Here is a 23,649-nt window from a genome sequence, read left to right as displayed (position 1 = left end):
ACCAGGCGTGGCTGCTTGCCGCGCCCACTTCAAGAGCAATGACCCGCGAAGCTGCTGACCGGGGGACGGTCAGAGCACCGTGCTGAACGCTTCTACTCTTGATTTGAGTGCAGCAAACAGCGTGCCAGCCATTTACCCGGGCGCTGGCACTCTTGGTTTTGGTGCATGGCTTCAATCTGGTGCATTGCCGTGCATGAATCCATGCATCCATCCCCTTTGCATGCACTTTGTTGATACCTGGCAAGGCGCAACCCAAAGCAGGCACGCCAATTGCTAGAAGGTTGAACGAGTAGAAGCGTTCAGCCTGCATCCGCGTGCAGTGCCCGGAAATTGCTCAAGTCCTGTCAGCAGCGGCAGCTGCTGGCGTTCCTGTCGCCAGAGACCTGAGAGTTCCACCATGCTACGTCGCCATTTCCTTGCTGCCCTGCCTCTTTGCGGCGCACCCTGGGTTCATGCCCAGGGCAAGTCGCTGACTCCGCTGAAATTCACGCTGGATTTCCGCGTCAACGGCCAGACGGCGCCGTTCTTTCTGGCTCAGCAAAACGGCTACTACCGCGATGAGGGGCTGGATGTGAGTCTGGACGTAGGGTCGGGCTCGGTGGCTTCGATTACTCGTATCGCCAGCGGTGCCTACCAGCTCGGACTGGGCGATATCAGTTCGCTGATTGAGTTCAATGCGCAGAACGCCGGCACACCTCGCGTGCAGGCCGTCTACCAGTACTACAACCGCGCGCCCTTTGTGATCATCGGGCGCAAGGACAGAGGCATCACTTCGGATTTTGCAAGTCTCAAGGGCAAGAAGGTGGCTGCAGCGGCAGTGGAGTCCACGCGCCGAGCCTGGCCCATGGTTGCGCGGCACAAGAATCTGCCTGCCGATCTGTTTGCCTGGTCGACGACGGAATTCTCGGCACGTGACAACGTCATGGTGCGTGGCGATGTGGATGCCGCCACCTATTTCCATGAGTCGGCGGTATCGCTGTTTACGCGCCTCAAGCCCGAGGAACTCTCCATACTGCGCTACAGCGATGCAGGCGTTCATCTGTATGGCAATGCGATCCTTGCGTCCAGCCAACTGATCGCCGAGAAGCCGCAGGTGGTGGCCGCTTTCCTGCGTGCCACCAACCGTGCGATTGTGGAATGCCTTGCCAACCCAGCTGCAGGCATTGCTGCCGTGCGCCAGCGCGAGCCGATTCTCGATGAGAAGCTGGAGCTGGAGCGCTGGTCCATCACCGCACAGTACGTAGCCGCAGCAGATACGAAAAGCCATGGGCTGGGCGACTTCAGCAAGCGCTTGCTGGAGCAGCAGTTGGACAGTGTGGTGCAGACCTTTGCGCTCAAGACCACGCCATCTGCCGATGCGCTGTTCAACAGCAGCATGCTGCCCGCCAAGTCGGCGCGCATGCTCAAGGCCTGAGGAGGGTTGGCCCATGTCCTTACCTCAAGCACAGGCCTTGAATGACACGGATGGCTGCTATTTGCGTGAAGCCATTGCGCTAGCGGATACGGCGCGCGAGCGCGGTAACCGGCCGTTCGGTGCGCTGATCGTGGCTGCCGACGGGCGCGTTCTGGCCGAGGCCAGCAATGCCAACGGCGAGAGCGGCGATTGCACGGCCCATGCCGAGCTGTCCGCGATCCGCCTGGCCAGTCCCTTGCATTCACGCGATGAACTGGCTGGCGCCACGCTGTACTCGTCTGCCGAGCCCTGCGTCATGTGTGCCGGCGCGATCTTCTGGTCCGCCATCGGCCGAGTGGTCTATGGCATCGATGCCGAGCGGCTGCGCGTGTTCCGCGGCGAGCGGCTCGACCAGAAAGATGCCGAGCTGTCCTGCCGCGATGTGTTCCAGGCCGCTTCGCACGCCATCGAATGCATAGGGCCGGCCTTGATCGAAGAGGCCAGCAGCTCGCACCAGGGCGCCTGGAAGGTCTGAGCGCCGACATGAATCCAACCGCAACTCGTTGACATAGAGAGAGGGAAGCCACCATGCAAACCAAGCGCCTGTTCCTGCAATCCGTTCTGGCCCTGGGCAGCTTCGCCAGCGCCACGGCAGCCTTTGCCGCCACGCCCATCAAATTCCAGCTCGACTGGCGTTTCGAAGGGCCAGCGGCGCTGTTTCTGCAGCCTGTCGCCAAGGGCTATTTCCAGGCCGCAGGGCTGAATGTGACGGTGGATGCCGGCAGCGGCTCCGGCGGCGCCATCCAGCGCGTGGCATCGGGCTCCTACGACATGGGCTTTGCCGATCTGGCCGCGCTCATGGAGTTTCATGCCAACAACCCCGATGTCAAAGACAAGCCCGTGGCCGTGATGATGGTCTACAACAACACGCCGGCCTCGGTCATGGCGCTCAAGAAGAGCGCCATCGCCAAGCCCGCGGACCTGACGGGCAAGAAGCTGGGAGCGCCGGTCTTTGATGCAGGCCGACGCGGCTTTCCGCTGTTTGCCAAGGCCAACAAGGTCGGCGATGTGCAATGGACCACCATGGACCCTCCGCTGCGCGAGACCATGCTGGTACGCGGCGATATCGATGCCATCACGGGCTTTACCTTTACTTCGCTGCTGAACCTGGAAGCGCGTGGCGTGAAGGCGGCCGATGTGGCGGTCATGCCGTTTGCCGACAACGGCGTCAAGCTCTATGGCAACGCCATCATCGCAAGCGCCAAGCTGGTGCGCGAGAACCCCGAAGCCGTGCGCGCCTTCCTCAAGGCCTTCAGCAAGGGCGCCAAGGAAGTCATGGCCAACCCCGGTGCTGCCATTGCCTATGTGAAGGAGCGCGACGGCATCGTCAACACCGCTCTGGAAAGCCGCCGTTTGCAGCTGGCGATCGACACGGTGATCAACACCGCCGATGCGCGCGGCGAAGGCTTTGGCCAGGTCAGCCCCACACGCATGGCGCTGATGGCCTCCCAGATCTCGGACGTCTATGCGACCAAGACACGCGTGAATCCCGAGACGCTCTGGAACGGCCGCTTCCTGCCGCCCGTCGCGGATCTCGACGTTTTTCCCAAGAAGTAATTACTCATTGATTGATAGCTGGACGCGCTTGTGTGACAAGCGCTACAGCCTGTTTTTATGAAGTCATCAGATACAGAAGCTGTCCGGCCATTTGTCGAATTCAAAGACGTCTGGCTGGCCTATAACGAAGAGCTGCTGCAGGCCAACCACTTTGCGGTGGAGGCCATCAACCTCACGGTGCAGCGCGGCGAGTTCATCGCCATCGTCGGTCCGTCGGGCTGTGGCAAGTCCACTTTCATGAAGCTCACCACGGGCCTGAAGATGCCGTCCATGGGGCGTATCACGGTCGATGGCCAGCGCGTGACAGGGCCGCTCAAGATCTCGGGCATGGCGTTCCAGTCCTCCTCGCTGCTGCCCTGGCGCACCACGCTGGACAATGTGCTGCTGCCGCTGGAGATCGTGGAGCCGCACCGTTCGCAGTTCAAGCAAAAGCGCAAGGAATACGAGGCGCGTGCCATTGAGCTGCTGGGCAAGGTCGGACTCGCCGGTTATGAGCGCAAATTCCCCTGGCAGCTGTCCGGCGGCATGCAGCAGCGCGCCAGCATCTGCCGCGCCCTGATTCACGAGCCTCAGATGTTGCTGCTCGACGAGCCCTTTGGCGCGCTCGATGCCTTCACCCGCGAAGAGCTGTGGTGCATCTTGCGCGACCTTCAGGCTGAGCAGAAGTTCAATGTGATCCTGGTCACCCATGATCTGCGCGAGAGCGTGTTCCTGGCCGATACCGTCTATGTGATGAGCAAAAGCCCGGGCCGCTTCGTGGTGCGCCGCGACATCGATCTGCCGCGCCCGCGTGATCTGGAGGTCACCTACACACCCGAGTTCTCGGACATCGTCTACGAGCTGCGCGGCCATATCGGTGCCCTGCGCAAAAGCGGCTCCGACACCGGTGCAGCCATTCCTCAATAAGGCGCACCATGAAACATCAAAAAACCGCTGAGCGCTGGGCTCCCTGGCTGCTGTTGCTGCTGATCGTCCTGCTCTGGCAGATCATCTGTTCGGGTTTCGGCGTTTCGGAATTCATCTTCCCCAGCCCCTGGGCCATAGGCCATCAGCTCTATGAGTTCGCGGGCACGATTGCCATGCATGCCTGGCGCACCTATTGGGTGACGATGGCAGGCTTTGCCCTGGCGATCGTGGTGGGCGTGCTGCTGGGGTTTCTGATCGGATCCTCGCGTCTTGCCTATGCGGCGTTCTACCCGCTGATGACGGCGTTCAACGCACTGCCCAAGGCAGCATTCGTGCCGATTTTGGTGGTCTGGTTCGGCATCGGCGCGGGGCCTGCCATTCTCACGGCCTTTCTGATCAGCTTTTTCCCCATCATGGTCAATATCGCCACGGGTCTGGCCACGCTGGAGCCCGAACTGGAGGATGTGCTGCGCGTGCTGGGGGCCAAGCGCTGGGACGTGCTGATCAAGGTCGGCCTGCCGCGCTCCCTGCCGTATTTCTATGGCTCGCTCAAGGTCGCGATCACGCTGGCCTTCGTTGGCACCACGGTCAGCGAGATGACGGCTGCCAACGAGGGTATCGGCTATCTGCTGGTCTCCGCAGGATCTTCCATGCAGATGGGGCTGGCCTTTGCGGGGCTGATCGTGGTGGGGGCCATGGCCATGGTGATGTACGAACTGTTCAATCTGCTGGAAAAGCACACCACGGGCTGGGCACGTCGCGGCTCTCAGGGCGAGTGATGCACTGTTTCTGAGCGCTGTCAACGCAGCACCTGAACACGAAAATGGCCAGCCGGATCATTGATCCGGCTGGCCATTTTGTGCTTCGCAGTCAATGCCTAGCCGGCCTTGCGGCAGCTGGCAAATGCATCCAGCGGCTGGTTGTAGGTCGGCGAGATGACATCCATCAGACCCATGACCGTATGGAACAGGTTGTCATGCGAGAGCGGCTGATCCAGTGCCTTGCTCAGGCAGCCCTGATTCAAGCCGGTGCGAGCACCCAGCGTTCCCAGCCAGGCAATCATGGGCACATGCTTTTGATCATCGGGTGCCATGGCATAGGGCATGCCATGCAGATAGACACCGAGCTCGCCCAGCGACTCGCCGTGGTCGGACATGTAGAACATGCCGGTTTCGAACTGGCTTTGCTGGGTCTTGAGCCAGTCTATGGTCTGGGCCAGGAAATGGTCGGTATAGCGAATGGAGTTGTCGTAGACATTGACCACGCTTTGCTGCGAGCAGCTGGACAGGGCATTGGTGGCGCACTCGGGCGTGAAGGCCTTGAGGTCTGGGGTGGAGCGCTTGAAGTACTCGGGGCCATGACTGCCCATCTGGTGCATGACCAGCACCAGACCCTTGGCGCGGCGTGCGGGGTCCAGCTTGGCGATGCGCTCGTCCAGGCCGCTGAGCAGCAGCGCGTCCAGGCATTCGCCATCCTGGGTGCACAAGGCCTTGCCAGCAGGCGTGTTCACGCTGTCGGCGGTGTCGGCCATGGGGATGCGCTTGCACACGCCTTTGCAGCCGGCCTGGTTGTCCACCCAAAGCACGGCCAGGCCGGCAGCCTGCAGCACGTCGAGAAGGTTGTCATGCTCGACCTTGGAGGCGTAAAAGCCTTCACGGCCGAGGTTGGAGAACATGCAGGGCACCGATTCGCGGGTGCTGGTGCCGCAGGAGCGGGCGTTGCGCCAGCTCAGCACATCGCGCTTGGCCAACTCGGGGTTGGTATCGCGTTCATAACCGTTGAGGCTGAAGTTCTTTGAGCGTGCCGTCTCGCCCACCACCAGCACCAGCAGCGGCGGTTTCTGGGCTGCCGCATAGCTGGCTCCCAGAGCTGCGCCCCCCGTGATACTGACAAAGGGTCTGGGCTTGTTGAGTATGGGGTCCAGCGCCACCGAAGCCGCCGAGAGCACGGGGTTGATGGGGTTGATCATGTAGCGCAGCCAAAGATTGTTGCGCACCACGGGGGCCAGATCGCGGTACGAAACGGCCAGCGATGCGGCTATCAGGGCGATGCCGCCCAGCAGCAGCAAGGCGGTGCGCAGCACATTGCGCCAGGCGCTGTTGGCGCGTTTGAGCGGGGTTTTCCACAGCCAGATGGCAGGCATTATGGCGATGATCAACACCTCGCCCAGCAGCTTGATGTTGAACAAGTCCGAGCTTTCGCGCGCATCGGTCTGCAGGATGTTGTGAATCATGCCCTTGTCCATCACGGTGCCGTAGCTGACCATGAAGTACTGGGAACTGGCTGCCACCAGCAGCAGCGCAACCCAGAACGGCTTGGTAAAGCGCGGCCAGGCAAACAAAGAGGTCAGCAGAAGGCTGGCGCCCAGCACCAGCGGCACAACCCGCAGGGCAAGCAGGGCCAGACTGCCGTGATAGCCGTCCAGGGAAGGCAGGCGCAGCCACAGGGCCCAGTTGGCCGTCAGTGTCAGCCAGATGGCCAGGGCCAGAGCGATGAACTGAGGCGTGCGAGGTTGAAAAAGCCCCTTGAAAAATGGGGCAGAAACGGAGTCTTGGGTAGCCACGGTAGACGGCAAAAAAATAGGTATCGGAGAAGTCTGGCGGGACTTTCTTAAAAACCGCTGAAGCCTCCTACATGGTTAACCCTTGTAAAAAATTGTTTTATGTCAATTTTAAATATTTATTGGCACTGAGTCGCTGTTTTTGCCGCTTCTCCCCATTGGGCGCATAGCCGTCGCTTGCGTTCTTCAGCAGGCAGAGCCGACAGATCGCGCATCTGCGCATAGAAGCTGAGCCAGGTGTCTCGCGTGGGCGGGCCGTCGCCGCTCAGCCGCAGCCACCAACTAGTCATGGCGGGAACCCAGTCGTCATAGGCGGCCAGGGCGCCGAAACTGGCGTTATTGGCCTGGGCCACCCATTCATCGGTCTGGGTCAGGCGCCGGTCATACTGCTCGCGCAGAGCGATGCTGGTCAGCAGGGGCTCGTCAGTGGCAATCCATTGCGTTCTGAGCTGCGTATAAGTGGCACGGAATTCGTCAAATACTTTGCTTTTGATGGCTTCCAGCGCTTTGGCATCAAAGGGTTCAGTATTTTTCTGTTCATAAATCTGTTGCAGGCGCTGTCGGGTCTTGCGCGTCAGCTGCTGCCATAGCTCGCGCCGCTGCAGGCTCTGCTGCCAGCGTTGTTGCGTGGCGGCGCTGGCATGGCTGTGCAGCCACAAAGGTGTGGCCATGCGCTCCACCGTGGAGGCAAAGGATTCGTTGAAGGCCGTGTCGTTCTTCACATACAGCAGCTGATGGGCCAGTTCGTGGAACAGCAGGCCGGCAAAGTCGCCCTCCTGCCAGGAGGTGAAGGTGCTGAGCAAGGGGTCGCCGCCCAGCCAGTTCAGATAGCCCAGCGTGGAGTAGGCCGGCACGCCATAGATGCTGGTTTCCAACCCCTGGGACTGAAGCGTTAGTGCCTGCGCCTGTGCGTCGCTCTTGCTGAAGTAGCCCCGGTAGGCAATGCATCCGGTGATGGGGAAGCACCATTGGTGCATCTCCAGGCTGTAGGCTGGGGCTGCCACCACGTTCCAGACCGCAAACGGACGTTGCAGCTGGGCGTAGCGGGTGTAGCTGGCGTTGTCGGGCAAAGCCAGCTCCCGGCTGGCGAAGCGGCGAATCTGTTGCGCGGTCTGCAGGCGCTGACGCAGTGCTGCGGAGGTGGTGTCTTCGGCGAGCCATTCATCAATGGGCCGTGCGGCCTGAAGAATCTGCATCTGTCCCTTGAAACCTTGCCAGTAATAGCCGGCGCTGCTGCAGCCCGTCAGGCCTGCAATTGCGGCACTAATTCCCAGCAAAGCCCTCAGGCTGACTACACTCATCCTTTTTCTCATTGCGCTTGTCCGCCTGTCTGGTTTCGCTTCATGGATTTTCTAACGCTCGCCATCATTGTCACCACCGTGCTCTACGTGCTCAAGAAGCAGGAGCAGCGTCAGCACACCCAGCTTCTGGCCCAGCATCTGGCACGCTTTCAGATCGAGAAGCTCATGGCCAACCTGATGGAGGGATATTTGCGTGTCATCGGCGAGAAGGATGCGCAGAGGCGTGAACAGATCTGGCCCGTGCTGGCCAATACAGAGAGCAGTCTGGTGAGCCAGTTTCAGCGCTTTGCGGAAGAGTTCGCCACCTTGCCGGCCGAGCAGACACGTGCCAGCACCCTGCCGCTGGCGTTGCCCTACATGACCCGGGTTCTGCCCTTGGCCACCATGGATGTGCGCGAGACCATGAAGCTGCACGCCCAGGCGCTGGCGGCTGCCCGCGTGGGCGATGCGGCCGACGAAGAAGAGCGCAAGCGCCGAGCCTTCACCATGACGGCCGAGCTGATGCTGATGCAACACACCTGTCACTGGTTCTGCCGCAGCCGTACCGTTGCCTCCATGCGCTTGCTGGCGCGTCACAAGACGGCTTATGAGCAAGTGTTGCAGTCGATAGCCCCCGGCACTCTCAAAGCCTATGAAAAGCTGGTGAAGGCCAGCAGCTGAGGTCTTGTCGGACCCAGGGCCGTTTGGGGTTTGGAGAAGTTTCCCGTCTTGACCCTGCCATAGTCGATGTGAACAATGTTTTTCATGAAAAACCTGTTGAGCACATTGGAGCCGCTGCTAGCAAGACTTCCTGTGACGGCATCGGTAGAACTTCCATCGGGCGAGCGCATCGGGTCTGAACGCAGTGCGGTTCAACTCATTTTCCGCTCCCCCAAGGCCCTGGCTGCGCTGCTGGACGGCCAGATCGGCTCGATCGGCTCGGCCATCGTCGAAGGCTGGGTGGAGGTCAAGGGCAGCTCCCGAGACATCATGGCTGCTGCTGCCGGGCTGCTACGCGGCGATCCGGTCAGCCATACACCCTCGTGGTTGGGGCAGACGGTTTCCAAGGCCAGATCGCTGGCCATGCACACGCTGACGCGTGATGCCGAGCAGATTCAGTTTCATTACGATCTTTCCGATGACTTCTACGCGCTGTGGCTGGATCCGCGCCGCGTCTATTCCTGTGCCTACTACAAGGAGCAGAGCATGAGTCTGGCCCAGGCTCAGGAGGCCAAGCTCGATCACATCTGCAAAAAGCTCAAGTTCCAGCCTGGCGAGCGCTTCTGGGACATCGGTTCCGGCTGGGGCGGGCTGATCTTCTGGGCGGCCGAGCATTACGGTGTTCAGGCCCATGGCATCACGCTGTCGCGCAACCAGTTCGAGCATGTGCAGCGCCTGATCGCCGAGAAGGGTCTGCAGGGCAAGGTCCAGGTCGAGCTGCGCGACTACCGGCAAATGGGTGATGTGGAGCCGTTCGACAAGATCGGCTCGGTCGGCATGTTCGAGCACGTGGGCAGCGCCAATCTGCAGGAATACTTCGAAACCATTTATTCCATGCTCAGGCCTGGCGGTCTGGCATTGGTCCATGGCATCACGGCGGGCGGCGTCAGCAATGTGGAGCTGGGCGCCGGCATGGGCGAGTTCATCAACCGTTACATCTTTCCCGGGGGCGAACTCATGCATGTCAGCCGCGTGCTGCATGACCTGGCTGCCAGCGGGCTGGAGATGGTGGACACCGAGAACTTGCGCCCGCACTATGCACGCACGCTCTGGGCCTGGTCGGACACGCTGGAGAGCCGGCTGGGCGAGGCCCAGGCCATTTTGCAGGCCCAGTATGATGAGGAAAAAGCCGCCAAGGCGCTGCGCGCCTACCGCCTCTATCTGGCCGGATCGGCCATGGGCTTCGAGCATGGCTGGATTGCGCTGCATCAGATGCTTTGCTGCAAACCCGATGGCGATCTGCACAGCGGCGCGATGACCGGTGCGCAGAGCGGCTATCCTTTCAACCGCGAATACATCTACCGCTGAAGGAACCGCTCCATGCCCTACAAATTCAAATCGCGTGCCACGGCAGATCTCATCATGCTGGACGCCAATGGCCGCAAGCTGCTGGAAATCATCGGCAAGTCGCCCGACGAGGTACACGGCATCATCACTGTGGAGCAGATTCCGGCCGCCATTGCCGCGCTGGAAGCGGCTGCCGCAGAGGAGGCCGCCAGGCGCAAGCAGCCGGAAGACGACGCGCAGGACGAGGATGCCGCGCCTGCGAGCCAGGACAGCGTGGCCCTGGGTCAACGCATCGTGCCTTTTGTCGACATGCTCAGGCGCAGTGCTGCCGATGGCAAGGAAGTGACCTGGTAAGTCCAGTCGCCTTCTGGCCGCCCCAACAAAAAAGCCTGCATATGCAGGCTTTTTTGTTTCGACGAGCTCGCGCCCTATCAGTCGGCGTAGATGCCGGCGGCCTTGATGACCTTGCCCCACTTGGCGATTTCAGACTCCACAAACTTCTTGTGGCCGGCAGGGCTGGTACGGTCGTCCGTGGCAATCACGGCTCCCAGGGCTTCCTGGCGCTTGATGAACTCAGGATCCTTGAGCGAAGCCTTCATGGCTTCGTTGATCTTTTGCACCACATCGGCAGGCGTGCCCTTGGGGGCGTACAGACCGTGCCAGATGGTTACGTTGAAGTCCTTCAGACCCAGGGATTGCAGCGTGGGCAGGTCCTTGAGTGCAGGCGTGGTCAGCGGCTTGGCAGTGGTCACGGCATAGGCCTGAACCTTCTTGGCGGCAATCTGCGAAGTGGTGTTGGTGGTCTGGTCGCACAACAGGTCCACCTGGTTGCCCATCAGGTCGGCAATCGCAGGAGCAGCACCCTTGTAGGGTACAGGCGTCATGTCCTGCTGCAGCGAGGCCTGGAACATCAAGCCGCACAGGTGCGAGGCCGAGCCCACGCCGGCATTGGCCAGATTCACCTTGCCCTGGTTCTTGCTGACCCAGTCCTTGACTTCGGCGAAGTTCTTGGCGGGCAGGGTGGGGCGGCCGATCAGTGTCATGGGCACATCGTTGATGATGCCGGCGTACTCAAAGTCGTTGAGCACGTTGAAGGACAGCTTGCGGTACAGCGTCGGGATGGTGGACATGCCGATATGCGTCAGCAGCAGCGTGTAGCCGTCATTGCGTGCACGTGCGGCCTTGGCCGTGCCAATCGTGCTGCCGGCACCGTCTGCGTTGTCGATGACGATGGTGGCGTTGTTGAGCTGCTTGCGCATGGATTCGGCCAGGTCGCGTGCCACTTTGTCGGTGGGGCCGCCTGCCGTGAAAGGCACGATGATCGTGATCGTCTTGCCAGCGGCAGGGTAGCTGTCAGCATGGCTGCTGATGGCAGCGGTGGCGGCCAGAGCAATGGTGGCGATCTTGAAAATAGTTTTCACAGTGTCTCCCTAAAAATAATGTGCAAGCAGACCAGGACGGTTGGCTTGTCGTGACGTAAAGCCGGATTCTAGGTAGCGCTAATCTGTGGGGTTTTTGTTATTTTCTAAGTGTTATCCCTCGATGGAGCGGGCGATCACATTGCATTTGCGTTAAAGCAAACCGATGACGTGTCGCAAATTGGCGACACGGGCGGCGGAGTTTGCATCCAGCCGTAGCCGCCGCGCAAAAGCCTGGCGACGGCGGAGCCGGTTGTCAGCCGCTCTGCGAAGCGTCATTGGTAGGAGCGCGCGTCCTCGATCACCTTGCCGTCGTTGGGCAGGCTGCCGGGAGCTACCATCTGCACTTCGCCGCGCAGCTTGGTGACCTCGCGCAAGGCGTCGATCACCTGCAGGGCAAAGCCCGGCGCGGTTTCCGTGGTTTCAACCAGCAGCTGCATCTGGTCGTTGGCCATCTCGCCCGTCACCACCAGTCTGGCCCTGGCGATCTGCGGAAAGCGCTTGACGACCTCGGCCACCTGTTTGGCATGCACAAACATGCCGCGAACCTTGGTGGTCTGGTCGGCGCGGCCCATCCAGCCCTTGATGCGGGCATTGGTGCGGCCCGTGGGGCAGGTTCCGGGCAGATAGGCCGAGAGGTCGCCCGTACCGAATCGGATCAGCGGATAGTCGGGGTTGAGCGTGGTGATGACCAACTCGCCCACCTCGCCCTCGGTCACGGGGTCACCGGTGCCCGGGCGCACGATCTCCACGATCACACCTTCGTCCAGCACCAAGCCTTCGCGGGCGCTGGTTTCATAGGCAATCAGGCCCAGATCGGCCGTGCCATAGCTCTGGTAGGCATCGATGCCATGTTCGCGCATCCATTGGCTGAGCGAGGGCGGGAAGGCTTCGCCGCTGACCATGGCCTTGGTCAGACTGGGCAGCGTCACGCCCATCTCCTGGGCCTTTTCCACAATGATTTTCAGAAAGCTGGGCGTGCCCACATAGGCGGCAGGCCGCAGATCGGCCATGGCCTGTACCTGCTGCTCGGTCTGGCCCGTGCCGCCTGCAAACACCGTGCAACCCAGTGCCTGGGCTCCGGTTTCCATCATCGAGCCAGCGGGCACGAAGTGATAGCTGAAGCAGTTGTGCACCAGCTCGCCAGCCTTGAAGCCCGCGGCGTACATGGAGCGGGCCATGCGCCAGTAATCGGGGCGACGGCTTTCGGGTTCGTAGATGGGGCCGGGGCTTGCAAACAGCCTGGGCATGTCGTGGCCCAGGCCAATGGCATTGAAGCCTCCGAAGATCTGGCGCGGGCGCAGCGCGGCCTGGCGTTCCAGCAGTTCGCTCTTACGGGTGACGGGCAGTTGGGCCAGAGCGGTGCGGCTGGTGATGCCTTGCGCATCCACCCCCTTGAGAATCTCGGCAAACGCAGCGGACTTTTGCTGCGCATGGTCAATTTGCCGGGGCAACTGGGCCATGAGATCCGCCTCGCGCTGCGCGGGGCTGCGGGTTTCCAGGGCATCGTAGAAAGCACTCATGACAAATCCTGTAGAGAAAATTCAAGCGGTAAGGGGTAGCCTTTGAAACTGGCGAAATCCATGGAAGAGGCAACGAGCAAGAGCCTGGGCGGCCCCGCCGCCTCGCAGCGAAGTTTCCGTCCCCCTCAGAGGGAGGCGGCGAAGCCGCTCAGGGGTAGTTTTCATGCCAGCCAGCGCTTGCGGCGCTTGTAGCTCTTCACGTCCTTGAAACTCTTGCGCTCACCGCCGCCCACGCCCAGGTAGAACTCCTTGACGTCCTCGTTGCTGGCCAGATCCTTGGCGGAACCGTCCATGACGATGCGCCCGCTCTCCATGATGTAGCCGTAGTCAGCGTACTTGAGCGCCATATTGGTGTTCTGCTCGGCCAGAAGGAAGGTGACTTTTTCCTTGCTGTTGAGGTCTTTGACGATGTGGAACACCTCGTCCACGATCTGCGGTGCCAGGCCCATGGAAGGCTCGTCGAGCAGCACCATGCGCGGGTTGCTCATCAGCGCGCGGCCGATGGCACACATCTGTTGCTCGCCGCCCGAGGTGTAGGCCGCCTGGCTGGTGCGCCGGGTCTTGAGGCGCGGGAAGTAGTTGTAGACCTTCTCGAGATTGGCGGCAATCTCGCCCTTGTCGGTGCGCGTGTAGCTGCCGGTGAGCAGGTTCTCTTCGATCGTCAGGTGGGCAAAGCAGTGGCGCCCTTCCATGACCTGGACCACGCCGCGTTTGACGAGTTCGGCGGGCGAGAGGTTGGCGATCTGCTCGCCCTCCAGCGTGATGCCGCCCTTGGTGACTTCACCGCGCTCACCCTTGAGCAGATTGGAGATGGCCCGCAGCGTGGTGGTCTTGCCCGCACCATTGCCGCCCAGCAGGGCCACGATGCTCTGGTGCGGCACTTGCAGTGAGACGCCCTTGAGCACCAGGATCACATGGTTGTAGATGACCTCGATGCCATTGACTTCCACCAGCGGCGTGGCCTGCGGGGAAGTGGAAACTGTGTGCGCTTTATCGGTCATGCGGTCACCTGGTAACTCAAAATGTATAGCTATATACGCTTTATGGGTAAGCGTTTGAGGCTGTTTTCATGTAAATCCCGGTGCGGCGGGGCGAGCCTTGATTGGAGACATCAGGCAAGGGCCGATGCCGGTCGCGTCGCCCCGCAGCGGGGATATCGTCCCCCTCAGGCGCTCAGCGCCAAAGAGGAGGAGGGCGCGAGGTGCCTCAGGGCGTGCAGGTTCTTACCTTGACGTTCTTTTCCTTGGCGTACTTGTCCGCGAACTCCTTGTAGAGCGGATCGACCATGGACTTGTCGGCCTGGTACCAGTCGGAGGTGACCTTGAACTTGGCGCCGTCCCAGGTGGCAATACGCGCCCAGTCGGCACCCAGGTGGTTTTCGCAGCTGGTCTTGAAGGGGCGGATGATCTTGCCGAAGCCCAGCTCGTTCAGGCGTTCCTGCGTCATGTTCAGGTTCTCCAGGCCCCAGCGCACCTGCTCGGGTGTCATGGCCTTGCCCTTGCCGAACTTCTCCTGTGCGGTGCGGATGGCTTCGACCTGCAGCATGGAGATCACCATGCCGCGGGTATGTGCCAGTTGGCCCAGCTCCTTGGCATCCTTGGCCGTACCCTGACCCTTGTCGTAGAGCATGGACTTGATGTCGCCATGCACCTTGTCGCTCTCGGCCGTGTTGTGGATGGTCACCGTGTTGTAGCCCTTGGCGCCGGCACCGATGTCCTTGACGTCATGGTCGGAGCCGCCCCACCACACGGCATACATCTTCTCGCGTGGGTAGCCCGTGGCCTGTGCCTCACGCACGGCCGTAGGAGTCATCACGCCGGCCGACCACAGCAGCACATAGTCGGGTCGGTTCTGGCGGATCTGCAGCCAGGTGGATTTTTGCTCCACGCCGGGGGCGGTCACGGGCAGCTTGATCAGCTCGAAACCTTCCTTGGCGGCGCGCTTTTCCAGCAGCGGAATTGGCTCCTTGCCATAAGGCGAGTCGTGATAGACCAGTGCGATCTTCTTGCCCTTGAGGCTGCCTTTTTCCTTCTTCAGAATGTCCTGCACGATGGAGTCGGCGGCTGTCCAGTAGTTGCCCAGCAGCGGGAAGTTCCACTCGAAGACCTTGCCGTCCACGGACTGGGACAGACCATAGCCCGGGGTGACCACCGGCACCTTGTCGCCAGGAGCCTTGTCGGTCACGGCAAAGGTGATGCCGGTGGACTGGGTGTCAAAGCCGGAGGCGCCGCCGTCCTTGTTCTTCAGACGCTCGTAGCATTCCACGCCCTTGGCCGTGTCATAGGCGGTTTCGCATTCCTCGAATTTGATCTTCACACCGTTGACGCCACCCTTGGCATTGACCAGCTTGAGGTAATCTTGCTTGCCGTCTGCCCATGGAATACCCAGGGGCGCGAACTGGCCGGTGCGGTAGACCAGCAGCGGCACAAACTGTTCCTGCGCCTGCGCGGCCGGCGAAGCCATCAAACCACCCATGCCGGCTGCCACGGTGGCGGCGGCAATCGCAATCTTCTTGAACATCATCAACTGTCTCCTTGGGTTGTATGGGACGGGGTCCCGGACAGGCACTCTGTGGTGTCTTGATTAATAAGGGCTAGGGCTCACGCATTGGAAACTGTCTTTGGATTTGGCAACAGCCATCTCAGAGACATCGAGCAAGGGCCGCCCCGCAGCGAGGATGTCGTCCTCCTCCCGCGAAGCGAGAGAGGAGGAAGGCGCGCAGCGACTCAGGAGGTGTTTCATATCAATGCGGGAATGGCCAGACACGCAGTTTCTGACGGGCCGTGGCCCAGAGCTTGGCCAATCCGTGGGGTTCCACAATCAGGAAGAACACGATGAGCGCACCAAAAATCATGTGCTCGAGATAGGTGGCGGTGGCCGTGGACAGCGGCAGGTCCAGCCAGTGGGGTACCTGGTTGAGCAGCAGCGGCAGCAGCACGAAGAAGGCGGCGCCGAAGATGCTGCCCACGACAGAGCCCAGGCCGCCGATGATGATCATGAACAGCAACTGCAGCGAACGATCGAGGCTGAAGGCAGCGGGTTCCCAGGCACCCAGGTGGACAAAGCCCCATAGCGCGCCGGCCACGCCGACGATGAAGCTGCTCACGGCAAAGGCCGAGAGCTTGGCGTAGGTGGGGCGGATGCCGATCACTGCAGCTGCCACGTCCATGTCGCGCATGGCCATCCATTCACGGCCGACCGAGCTGCGCACCAGATTCTTGGCGGCCAGTCCGAGCAGACACAGGATTGCCAGGCAGAGCAGGTATTTCTCCATGGGCGTGTCGATGGCCCAGCCCAGAATGGCCAGCGGCTTGGCGCTGACGGAGCCGGAAGAGGAGTTGTTTGTCACCCAGGCCGCGCGGGTCGCCAGCCAGTCCACAAAGAACTGGGCGGCCAGCGTGGCCACGGCCAGATACAGGCCGCGAATGCGCAGGCTGGGCAGTCCGAACACCACGCCGAACACCATGGCCACCACGCCGCCGCCGATCAGCGCCACCAGCAAGGGCATGCCTTCAATGCGGGCCTGCAGGTTGTAGGCCGCATAGGCACCCACGGCCATGAAGGCGGCCGTGCCCAGCGAAATCTGGCCGCAGTAGCCGACGAGGATGTTGAGACCCAGCGCTGCCAGCGACATGATGACAAAGGGAATCAGAATCGCCTGAAAGGTGTAGTCGCTGGCAATGAAGGGAATGGCCAGGAAGGCAAAGGCCAGCACCAACAGGATGACCCAGCGGTCCTGCGCGACGCCGAAGATCTGCTGGTCTGCCGCGTAGCTGGTCTTGAACTGGCCGTTTTCACGATAAAACATATTCTTGTTCTCCCCGTTCAGACGCGGTCAATGATCTTGTCGCCGAACAGACCTTGGGGCCGTACCAGCAGGAAGCAAAGGGCCAGACCATAGGCAAACCAGGTCTCGATGCCGCCGCCCACCATGGGGCCGATATAGACTTCGGAGAGCTTTTCGCCCACGCCGATGATCAGGCCGCCGATGATGGCGCCAGGCAGCGAGGTCAGGCCGCCCAGAATCACCACGGGCAAAGCCTTCAGGGCCACCAGCGACAGCGAATACTGAACGCCCAGCTTGCTGCCCCAGATGATGCCGACGACCAAAGCCACGCCGCCGGCCACCGACCAGACAATGACCCAGATGCGCGACAGCGGAATGCCGATGGACTGCGCGGCCTGGTGATCGTCGGCCACCGCACGCAGGGCGCGCCCGGTCTTGGTTTTCTGAAAGAAGATGCTCAGGCAGATCACCAGAATGGCGGCGATGCAGGCCGCATACAGGTCTTCCAGGCTGATCATCACGCCGCCCTGAAACAGGTTGTCCATGATGAAGACGGGGTCCTTGGGCATACCGACGTCAATCTTGTAGACCTCGCTGCCGAAGACCATGGGGCCTAGGCCGTCGAGCAGATAGGCAATGCCCAGCGTGGCCATCAGCAAGGTGATGGGCTCCTGATTGACCAGATGGCGCAGGGCCAGCCGCTCTATCACCCAGGCCACGATCACCATCAGCGTCAGAGTGACGACGATGGCCAGCAGGTTGCCGACGATGCCGGGCTCCATGCCCAGCCAGCCGGGAATCCACTGCGAAAAGCGCGCCATGGCCAGGGCCGAAAACAGCACCATGGCACCTTGCGCAAAGTTGAAGACGCCCGAGGCCTTGAAGATCAGCACAAAGCCGATGGCGATCAGTGCGTACAGCGTGCCCACCATGAGGCCGCCGAACAATGTCTCTAAGAAAAATCCCATGACTGCTCCTTCAGTGGCCTGCGCCCAGGTAGGCGCGGATCACGTCTTCGTTGTTGCGTACTTCATCGGGAGCGCCGTCGCCGATCTTCTTGCCGTAGTCCAGCACCACGACACGGTCGCTGATGTCCATGACTACGCCCATATCGTGCTCGATGAGCACTATGGTGGTGCCGAACTCTTCGTTCACATCGAGGATGAAGCGGCACATGTCCTGCTTTTCTTCCACGTTCATGCCGGCCATGGGCTCGTCCAGCAGCAGCACCTGCGGCTCCATGGCCAGGGCCCGTCCCAGGTCCACGCGCTTTTGCAGGCCGTAGGGAAGCTGGCCCACAGGAGTCTTGCGATAGGCCTGGATTTCGAGAAAGTCGATGATGTGCTCGACGAACTCGCGGTGCTGCATTTCCTCGCGCTGCGCAGGGCCGATGCGCAGGGCCTGCATGAGGATGTTGCTCCTGATCTTGAGGTTGCGGCCGGTCATGATGTTGTCGATCACGCTCATGCCCTTGAACAGCGCCAGGTTCTGAAAGGTGCGTGCGACACCCATCTCGGCCACCTGGCGGCTGTTCATATGACTGAAGGTCTGGCCGCGAAAGGTGATGGAGCCTTCGGACGGTGTATAGACGCCGTTGATGCAGTTGAGCATGGAGCTCTTGCCAGCACCGTTGGGGCCGATGATGGAGCGGATTTCGTGCTCTTTGACATTGAACGAGATATCGGTCAAGGCCTTGACGCCGCCGAAACGCAGACTGATGTTCTTGATGTCCAGGATCACGTCGCCGCTGATTCTTGTATTCATGAAAATTCCTCTCAGGCGGCAGCCTTGGCAGAAGCCGGGTGGAGCTTGGCTTCAACGATGGTCAGCGTGGCGCTGACGCTGCCCGTGCGGCCGTCCTCGAACTTCACCAGGGTCTCGATGAACTGCTGCTGCTTGCCGGTGTAGAGAGCCTCCACCAGCACGCCGTACTTGTCGGCGATGAAGTTGCGGCGCACCTTGCGCGTGCGGGTCAGCTCGTCGTCATCGGGGTCCAGCTCCTTGTGCAGCACCAGAAAGCGCGCCACCTGGGTGTCGGCCATGCCGGGCTCGCTGGCCAGATCGGCGTTGACCTTGTCTATGCAGTCGGCCACCAGCTCCAGCACCTTGGCCTTGCTGGCCAGGTCCACATAGCCACCGTACGGAAGGCCCTGGCGCTCGGCCCAGTTGCCCACGGCCTCGTAGTCAATGTTGATGAAGGCGCAGACCTCGTCCTTGCCATGACCAAAGCACACGGCTTCCTTGATATGCGGGAAGAACTTGAGCTTGTTTTCTATGTAGTTGGGCGCGAACATGGCGCCGCGGCTGGTCTTGCCCACATCTTTGGCGCGATCGATGATGCGCAACTGGCCGTTGGCGTCGATCACCCCGGCATCGCCGGTGTGGAAATAGCCGCTGGCATCAATCACCTCGGCCGTGGCGTCGGGGCGCTTGTAGTACTCCTTGAGCACGGACACGCCCTTGACCAGTACCTCGCCGTTGTCGGCAATCTTGAGCTCAATGCCCGGTGCGGCCTGGCCCACGCTGGAGAGTTCCACCTGGCGGTCGCGCTGCAGGCAGACATAGGCGCAGGTTTCGGTTTGACCGTACAGCTGCTTGAGGTTGATGCCGATGGAGCGGAAGAAGCGAAACAGCTCGGGGCCGATGGCAGCGCCTGCCGTATAGGCCACGCGGATGCGCGACAGGCCCAGTGCATTGCGCAGCGGCCCGTAGATGAACAAGCTGCCCAACTGGTATTTGAGGCGATCCACGGCACCGACGTTCTTGCCGTCCAGAATGTCAGAGCCGACGCGACGTGCCACCTCCATGGCCTTGGCATACATCCATTGCTTGAGCGGCGACGCATCTTCCATGCGGATGGAAACCGAGGTCAGCATGCCCTCGAATATGCGCGGTGGAGCAAAGTAGTAGCTGGGGCCGATCTCGCGCAGGTCGATGGCGATGGTCGAGGCAGATTCCGGGCAGTTGATGGTGAAGCCTGCCACCAGCCATTGCGCAAACGAGAACAGATGGTCTCCCACCCAGGCCGGGGGCAGGTAGCAGATCACATTGTCCGTGGCATTCAGGCTGTCGGTCTGGACGCCGCCGCGGGCCGATTCGCCAAAGCTGGCATGGGTCTGGCACACCCCCTTGGGCTTGCCCGTGGTACCCGAGGTGTAGAGGATGACCGAGACATCGTCGGGCGAGATGGCCTGGACCATGGCCTCATAGGCTCCCGCGTGCTGAGCATCCCATTCCTTGCCCTTGGCCAGCAGCTCCTCGGTGCTGATGAGGCCGGGTTGATCATATTTGCGCAGGCCGCGCGGATCGTCATAGATGATGTGACGAATGCCTGGAACGCTTTCGCGAACTTCCAGCAGCTTGTCCACCTGCTCCTGGTTCTCGGCGAAGGCAAACGCGATCTCCGCGTCCTCCATCACAAAGCGCATCTCGGCGGCCACGGCATCCTGGTACAGCGGAATGGGCACTGCGCCACAGGCCTGAACAGCCAGAAAGCCCATGTAGACATGGGGCCGGTTATCGCTGATGAACGCCAGGTTCTTGCCACTTTGAAGCCCCAGCGCGCGCAGGCCGCAGGCCATGTGGCGTACGGTTTGTGCGGCTTCGCGCCAGCTCCAGGTTTGCCAGATGCCATACTCTTTCTCGCGCAGGGCGGGCGCATCGGGGCGTTCTGTCGCGTGCTTGAGCAGCAGTTGCGGGAACGTGGTTGTCATGCCTGATCCTCTTGGTTGGGGTTGGTGCCGCCGCGGCTACCCTTCACGAAAGTCTTGCAGACATGCTATGAGCGACTTTGACGTCAGGATGTCTGTTTGACGACAATTTGAGGGAAAGCCTGCATAGTGAAAATCCGCTGTAACAAATGCTGCTGAAAATGGCTCATTTGCTGCCTCGTGGAAATCCCGCTGTTGCGCCAGCGCGGCTTTGGCAATGCTTCTGGGCATGAGTCAAGAACTGTCCCTGCATCAAAGGCGGCGCAAGCCTTTGAGCTCAGAACTCGATGGCATTCCCTGGTGGCCCGTTCTGTTGCCCATAGAGCGTGAAAACGTGGCACGCGTGCTGCTCGTCGGCGATGCCGAGCCGGGCGACTATGTCTGCCGCACCGGTCGCCCGCCTACCTACTGGTTTGGCGTAGTTGACGGTCTGCTCAAGATGAACACCGAAAGCGCCGACGGAGTCAGCATGACGCTGGCCGGTCTGCCGCCTGGTGGCTGGTTTGGCGAGGGAACGGTCATCAAGCGCGAGCCCTATCGCTACAACGTGCAGGCCATCCGCAGGACCGTTGTGGGCGGCCTGCCCATAGACATGTTCCACTGGCTGCTTGATCACTCCATAGGCTTCAATCGTTTTGTAATGAATCAGCTCAACGAGCGCCTAGGCCAGTTCATCGCGGCGCGCGAGATCGACCGCATGAGCAACCCCGATCTGCGCGTGGCGCGCACTCTGGCCGCTTTGTTCAACCCCTTGCTCTATCCCGGCGTGGGGCAGATTCTGCGCATCACTCAGCAGGAGCTGGCCAATCTGGTAGGCCTGTCACGTCAGCGTGTGAACGAGGCCTTGTCCGTGCTGCAGCGCGAGCGTGTGATCCAGATCGAGTATGGCGGCCTGCGCGTACTGGACCTAGAGGCATTGCGGCATGGAGAGTTCTGCGCGTCGCGCAAGGCGCTTGCCTGAGAGACGCCCTATAACCTAGCTCCGCGCTGGAATTGTGGATAACTCTCGCCTCGCGTCCGCGCGTCGCGAGACAATTACGCCCAAATGTCAGTCAAACCTCCTAAAGAGTCCGGCGCCCCTGGTGCTGGCAATTCCTCAGCGCCCTCTGATTCCTCGTCGGCGCGCCCTGTTTTGCGTGCACCGGCCAAGCCAGCCAAGGCGGAGAATCCCGCGGCAGCCCGTGGCTCCCGGCCCGCAGGCGGCTCCGATCGCGGCCCGCGCGGCGAAGGCCCGCGTGGCGAGCGTGGCGCACGCCCTCAGCGTGAGCGCGACGAGCGTCCCCGCGCTTCCGGCTTTGGTCGCCCCGATGGCGGCCGTCCTGCTCGTGACGACGGCGAACGCCGCGGCGGCTTCTCGCAGCGCGATGAGCGCCGTCCCCGCGCTGATCGCGATGACCGCTTTGCCGAAGGCGGCGAGCGTCGCTTTGGCGGCGGTGATCGAGGTTTCCGCCCCTATGGCGAGTCGCGTGATGGTGATCGCGGTGGCGAGCGCCGCGAGTTCCGTCCACGTGACGACCGCCGTGATGAGCGTCCTCAAGGCGGCCGTGACTTTGGTGACCGTCCACGTTCTTCCGGTTTTGGCCGTCCCGACCAGGGCCGCTTTGAGCGCTCCGAAGGCGGAGAGCGTCGTGAATTCCGTCCTCGTGACGACCGCCGTGATGACCGTCCTCAAGGCGGCCGTGACTTTGGTGACCGCCCACGTTCGTCCGGTTTTGGCCGTCCCGACCAGGGCCGCTTTGAGCGCTCCGAAGGCGGAGAGCGTCGTGAATTCCGTCCTCGTGACGACCGCCGTGATGACCGTCCTCAAGGCGGCCGTGACTTTGGTGACCGCCCACGTTCGTCCGGTTTTGGCCGTCCCGACCAGGGCCGCTTTGAGCGCTCCGAAGGCGGAGAGCGTCGTGAATTCCGTCCTCGTGACGACCGCCGTGATGACCGTCCTCAAGGCGGCCGTGACTTTGGTGACCGCCCACGTTCGTCCGGTTTTGGCCGTCCCGACCAGGGCCGCTTTGAGCGTTCCGAAGGTGGCGAGCGCCGTGAATTCCGTCCACGCGACGACGAACGTCGTGGCGGCGATCGCTTTGAAGGCCGCCGCGATGAGCGTCCTCAAGGTCGTGACTTTGGTGACCGTCCGCAAAACCGTGGTTTTGGTCGCCCAGACCGCTCCGAAGGCGGCGAACGCCGCGAATACCAGCCCCGTGATGGCGAGCGCCGTGGTGGCGATCGCCCGCAAGGCCGCGACTTTGGTGATCGTCCGCAGAGCCGTGGCTACGGTGACCGTCCCGAAGGCCGCTCCTTTGATCGTGGTGACCGCCGCAACGACGAGCGCCGTGGCGAACGCCGCGACGACCGTGGTGGCGAGCCTGAAAAGCGTCATATCCCCGGCTCGTTTGTGTCGGAGGCCACACGCCGCCCCACCACTGGCATTCGCACCTACCGGCCCGCTGCCGATGGCTCGGACCGTGCGATTCCCGTCAAGCGTGCGCCTGAAGTGGAGGCGCGCCAGGACGATCGCCCCGGAGCGATTCGCATCAACAAGCGCATTGCCGACATGGGCCTGTGCTCGCGTCGCGAAGCCGATGAGTGGGTGGAAAACGGCTGGGTCAAGGTCAACGGCGAAGTCGCAACCATGGGCCAGAACGTGGTGCCCGGCGACAGGATCGAGATCGACCAGAAGGCTCAGGACCGTCAGGACCAGCAGGTCACCATCCTGCTGAACAAGCCCATGGGCTATGTCAGCGGTCAGGCCGAGGACGGCCATGAGCCCGCCGTGGTGCTGATCACCAACGAGAACCGCTGGAACGAAGACCGCAGCAAGACGCGCTTCAACTTCAGCCAGCTCAAGGGCCTGGCTCCCTGCGGCCGTCTGGACATCGACTCCGTGGGTCTGCTGGTGCTGACGCAGGACGGCCGCGTGGCACGCCAGATCATTGGCGAGGACTCGGAAGTCGACAAGGAATACCTGGTGCGTGTGACCTTCGGCGATCGCGATGTGGATGTGCAGTCCGTCTTCCCCGAGGAAAAGCTGGCTCTGCTGCGCCACGGCCTGTCGCTGGATGAGCAGCCGCTCAAGCCGGCCCAGGTGGACTGGCAGAACCCCGAGCAGCTGCGCTTTGTGCTGACCGAAGGCAAGAAGCGCCAGATTCGTCGCATGTGCGAGCAGGTCGGCCTCAAGGTCGTGGGCCTCAAGCGCATCCGCATTGGCGGTGTGACCCTGGGCAATCTGCCCACCGGCCAATGGCGCTATCTGGCTGCGCATGAAAGCTTTTGATACCCCCTGAGCGGCCTCGCCGCTTCGCCCAAGGGGGCGGGCAGTTTCGCCGCAATGCGGCTTTTGCTCGCTGCCCCTCGGGTAGGGGTGATGCCATTTTCTAAGTAAAAATGGTATCCATCCCTTTGCTGATAAGCGCAAGCAGCTATTCTTTTTGAATCGGCGCTTGCGCTTTTTTCT

20 protein-coding genes are annotated in these 23,649 nt (G+C 61.6%); 10 read left to right on the top strand and 10 right to left on the bottom strand.

The features are described 5' to 3' along the window. Positions 1-397: 397 nt before the first annotated feature. The 5 genes from P353_RS20295 to P353_RS20275 are packed head-to-tail and all read left to right on the top strand — an operon-like array spanning position 398 to position 4,695. A complete protein-coding gene (locus tag P353_RS20295; protein ID WP_034373645.1) occupies positions 398-1,414 on the top strand; it encodes an ABC transporter substrate-binding protein in 1,017 nt (338 codons plus the stop codon). Positions 1,415-1,427: 13 nt separating this feature from the next. Next, the gene (locus P353_RS20290; RefSeq protein ID WP_034373642.1) at positions 1,428-1,928 is read left to right on the top strand and encodes a nucleoside deaminase; all 501 of its coding nucleotides are present in this window, start codon (positions 1,428-1,430) and stop codon (positions 1,926-1,928) included. Between the two features lie 53 nt (positions 1,929-1,981). Then, a complete protein-coding gene (locus P353_RS20285) occupies positions 1,982-3,010 on the top strand; it encodes an ABC transporter substrate-binding protein (RefSeq protein ID WP_034373640.1) in 1,029 nt (342 codons plus the stop codon). Between the two features lie 57 nt (positions 3,011-3,067). Next, entirely contained in the window at positions 3,068-3,916 is an 849-nt protein-coding gene (locus P353_RS20280) for an ABC transporter ATP-binding protein (protein WP_034373637.1), read from the top strand. An 8-nt stretch (positions 3,917-3,924) separates the two neighbouring features. Beyond that, complete coding sequence (locus P353_RS20275; RefSeq protein ID WP_003073654.1) at positions 3,925-4,695, top strand: ABC transporter permease; 771 nt, start codon at positions 3,925-3,927, stop codon at positions 4,693-4,695. A 98-nt stretch (positions 4,696-4,793) separates the two neighbouring features. Here P353_RS20275 and P353_RS20270 read toward each other — a convergent pair whose 3' ends face one another. Both P353_RS20270 and P353_RS20265 read right to left on the bottom strand, forming a co-directional pair. After that, positions 4,794-6,479, bottom strand: a complete 1,686-nt coding sequence (locus P353_RS20270; RefSeq protein ID WP_232776728.1) for a phosphoethanolamine transferase — start codon at positions 6,477-6,479, stop codon at positions 4,794-4,796. Between the two features lie 116 nt (positions 6,480-6,595). Then, positions 6,596-7,777, bottom strand: coding sequence for an aminopeptidase (locus tag P353_RS20265; RefSeq protein WP_034373630.1), 1,182 nt, complete (start codon positions 7,775-7,777; stop codon positions 6,596-6,598). A 42-nt stretch (positions 7,778-7,819) separates the two neighbouring features. Between P353_RS20265 and P353_RS20260 the strand changes: the two genes are divergently transcribed. The 3 genes from P353_RS20260 to P353_RS20250 all read left to right on the top strand — a co-directional run bounded on the left by P353_RS20260 (position 7,820) and on the right by P353_RS20250 (position 10,117). Continuing rightward, the gene (locus tag P353_RS20260) at positions 7,820-8,437 is read left to right on the top strand and encodes a hypothetical protein (RefSeq protein ID WP_034373627.1); all 618 of its coding nucleotides are present in this window, start codon (positions 7,820-7,822) and stop codon (positions 8,435-8,437) included. Positions 8,438-8,512: 75 nt separating this feature from the next. Next, positions 8,513-9,784 (top strand): class I SAM-dependent methyltransferase, encoded by a 1,272-nt coding sequence (locus P353_RS20255; RefSeq protein ID WP_080750624.1) that lies wholly within the window; start codon positions 8,513-8,515, stop codon positions 9,782-9,784. Positions 9,785-9,796: 12 nt separating this feature from the next. After that, complete coding sequence (locus tag P353_RS20250; RefSeq protein ID WP_034373624.1) at positions 9,797-10,117, top strand: DUF1840 domain-containing protein; 321 nt, start codon at positions 9,797-9,799, stop codon at positions 10,115-10,117. Positions 10,118-10,194: 77 nt separating this feature from the next. Here the strand turns inward: P353_RS20250 and P353_RS20245 are convergent, their stop codons facing one another. The 8 genes from P353_RS20245 to P353_RS20210 form a co-directional block, all read right to left on the bottom strand. Further along, positions 10,195-11,184: a tripartite tricarboxylate transporter substrate-binding protein gene (locus P353_RS20245; protein WP_003050777.1), complete on the bottom strand. Its 990-nt coding sequence runs from the start codon at positions 11,182-11,184 to the stop codon at positions 10,195-10,197. 272 nt (positions 11,185-11,456) lie between these two features. Next, entirely contained in the window at positions 11,457-12,704 is a 1,248-nt protein-coding gene (locus P353_RS20240) for a phenylacetate--CoA ligase family protein (RefSeq protein WP_034373619.1), read from the bottom strand. Positions 12,705-12,865: 161 nt separating this feature from the next. After that, entirely contained in the window at positions 12,866-13,705 is an 840-nt protein-coding gene (locus P353_RS20235; RefSeq protein WP_034373616.1) for an ABC transporter ATP-binding protein, read from the bottom strand. A gap of 205 nt (positions 13,706-13,910) precedes the next feature. Then, complete coding sequence (locus P353_RS20230) at positions 13,911-15,227, bottom strand: ABC transporter substrate-binding protein (protein ID WP_034373613.1); 1,317 nt, start codon at positions 15,225-15,227, stop codon at positions 13,911-13,913. Positions 15,228-15,447: 220 nt separating this feature from the next. Continuing rightward, positions 15,448-16,512, bottom strand: coding sequence for a branched-chain amino acid ABC transporter permease (locus tag P353_RS20225; RefSeq protein WP_034373610.1), 1,065 nt, complete (start codon positions 16,510-16,512; stop codon positions 15,448-15,450). Between the two features lie 17 nt (positions 16,513-16,529). After that, a complete protein-coding gene (locus tag P353_RS20220) occupies positions 16,530-17,459 on the bottom strand; it encodes a branched-chain amino acid ABC transporter permease (protein ID WP_034373608.1) in 930 nt (309 codons plus the stop codon). Positions 17,460-17,469: 10 nt separating this feature from the next. Continuing rightward, positions 17,470-18,255: an ABC transporter ATP-binding protein gene (locus tag P353_RS20215; RefSeq protein WP_034373606.1), complete on the bottom strand. Its 786-nt coding sequence runs from the start codon at positions 18,253-18,255 to the stop codon at positions 17,470-17,472. Positions 18,256-18,266: 11 nt separating this feature from the next. Then, the gene (locus P353_RS20210; protein ID WP_034373603.1) at positions 18,267-20,204 is read right to left on the bottom strand and encodes an AMP-dependent synthetase/ligase; all 1,938 of its coding nucleotides are present in this window, start codon (positions 20,202-20,204) and stop codon (positions 18,267-18,269) included. A gap of 226 nt (positions 20,205-20,430) precedes the next feature. Here P353_RS20210 and P353_RS20205 point away from each other — a divergent pair, with 226 nt between their 5' ends. Continuing rightward, positions 20,431-21,162: a Crp/Fnr family transcriptional regulator gene (locus P353_RS20205; RefSeq protein ID WP_034374174.1), complete on the top strand. Its 732-nt coding sequence runs from the start codon at positions 20,431-20,433 to the stop codon at positions 21,160-21,162. A gap of 84 nt (positions 21,163-21,246) precedes the next feature. Then, positions 21,247-23,469: a pseudouridine synthase gene (locus tag P353_RS30030; protein ID WP_232776725.1), complete on the top strand. Its 2,223-nt coding sequence runs from the start codon at positions 21,247-21,249 to the stop codon at positions 23,467-23,469. Positions 23,470-23,649 lie beyond the last annotated feature (180 nt).

This window comes from Comamonas testosteroni (assembly GCF_000761245.1).
GTDB lineage: Bacteria > Pseudomonadota > Gammaproteobacteria > Burkholderiales > Burkholderiaceae_C > Comamonas > Comamonas testosteroni_C.
Note: the sequence above shows the minus strand (reverse complement) of the source record. Positions and strands in the feature narration are given on the sequence as shown.

What these genes read in the sequence shown, in the direction of transcription:
- P353_RS20295 (WP_034373645.1), top strand. Translation starts at nt 398, where the DNA reads ATGCTACGTCGCCATTTCCTTGCTGCCCTGCCTCTTTGCGGCGCACCC.
- P353_RS20290 (WP_034373642.1), top strand. Translation starts at nt 1,428, where the DNA reads ATGTCCTTACCTCAAGCACAGGCCTTGAATGACACGGATGGCTGCTAT.
- P353_RS20285 (WP_034373640.1), top strand. Translation starts at nt 1,982, where the DNA reads ATGCAAACCAAGCGCCTGTTCCTGCAATCCGTTCTGGCCCTGGGCAGC.
- P353_RS20280 (WP_034373637.1), top strand. Translation starts at nt 3,068, where the DNA reads ATGAAGTCATCAGATACAGAAGCTGTCCGGCCATTTGTCGAATTCAAA.
- P353_RS20275 (WP_003073654.1), top strand. Translation starts at nt 3,925, where the DNA reads ATGAAACATCAAAAAACCGCTGAGCGCTGGGCTCCCTGGCTGCTGTTG.
- P353_RS20265 (WP_034373630.1), bottom strand. Translation starts at nt 7,777, where the DNA reads ATGAGTGTAGTCAGCCTGAGGGCTTTGCTGGGAATTAGTGCCGCAATT.
- P353_RS20260 (WP_034373627.1), top strand. Translation starts at nt 7,820, where the DNA reads ATGGATTTTCTAACGCTCGCCATCATTGTCACCACCGTGCTCTACGTG.
- P353_RS20255 (WP_080750624.1), top strand. Translation starts at nt 8,513, where the DNA reads ATGTTTTTCATGAAAAACCTGTTGAGCACATTGGAGCCGCTGCTAGCA.
- P353_RS20250 (WP_034373624.1), top strand. Translation starts at nt 9,797, where the DNA reads ATGCCCTACAAATTCAAATCGCGTGCCACGGCAGATCTCATCATGCTG.
- P353_RS20240 (WP_034373619.1), bottom strand. Translation starts at nt 12,704, where the DNA reads ATGAGTGCTTTCTACGATGCCCTGGAAACCCGCAGCCCCGCGCAGCGC.
- P353_RS20235 (WP_034373616.1), bottom strand. Translation starts at nt 13,705, where the DNA reads ATGACCGATAAAGCGCACACAGTTTCCACTTCCCCGCAGGCCACGCCG.
- P353_RS20230 (WP_034373613.1), bottom strand. Translation starts at nt 15,227, where the DNA reads ATGATGTTCAAGAAGATTGCGATTGCCGCCGCCACCGTGGCAGCCGGC.
- P353_RS20225 (WP_034373610.1), bottom strand. Translation starts at nt 16,512, where the DNA reads ATGTTTTATCGTGAAAACGGCCAGTTCAAGACCAGCTACGCGGCAGAC.
- P353_RS20220 (WP_034373608.1), bottom strand. Translation starts at nt 17,459, where the DNA reads ATGGGATTTTTCTTAGAGACATTGTTCGGCGGCCTCATGGTGGGCACG.
- P353_RS20215 (WP_034373606.1), bottom strand. Translation starts at nt 18,255, where the DNA reads ATGAATACAAGAATCAGCGGCGACGTGATCCTGGACATCAAGAACATC.
- P353_RS20210 (WP_034373603.1), bottom strand. Translation starts at nt 20,204, where the DNA reads ATGACAACCACGTTCCCGCAACTGCTGCTCAAGCACGCGACAGAACGC.
- P353_RS20205 (WP_034374174.1), top strand. Translation starts at nt 20,431, where the DNA reads ATGAGTCAAGAACTGTCCCTGCATCAAAGGCGGCGCAAGCCTTTGAGC.
- P353_RS30030 (WP_232776725.1), top strand. Translation starts at nt 21,247, where the DNA reads ATGTCAGTCAAACCTCCTAAAGAGTCCGGCGCCCCTGGTGCTGGCAAT.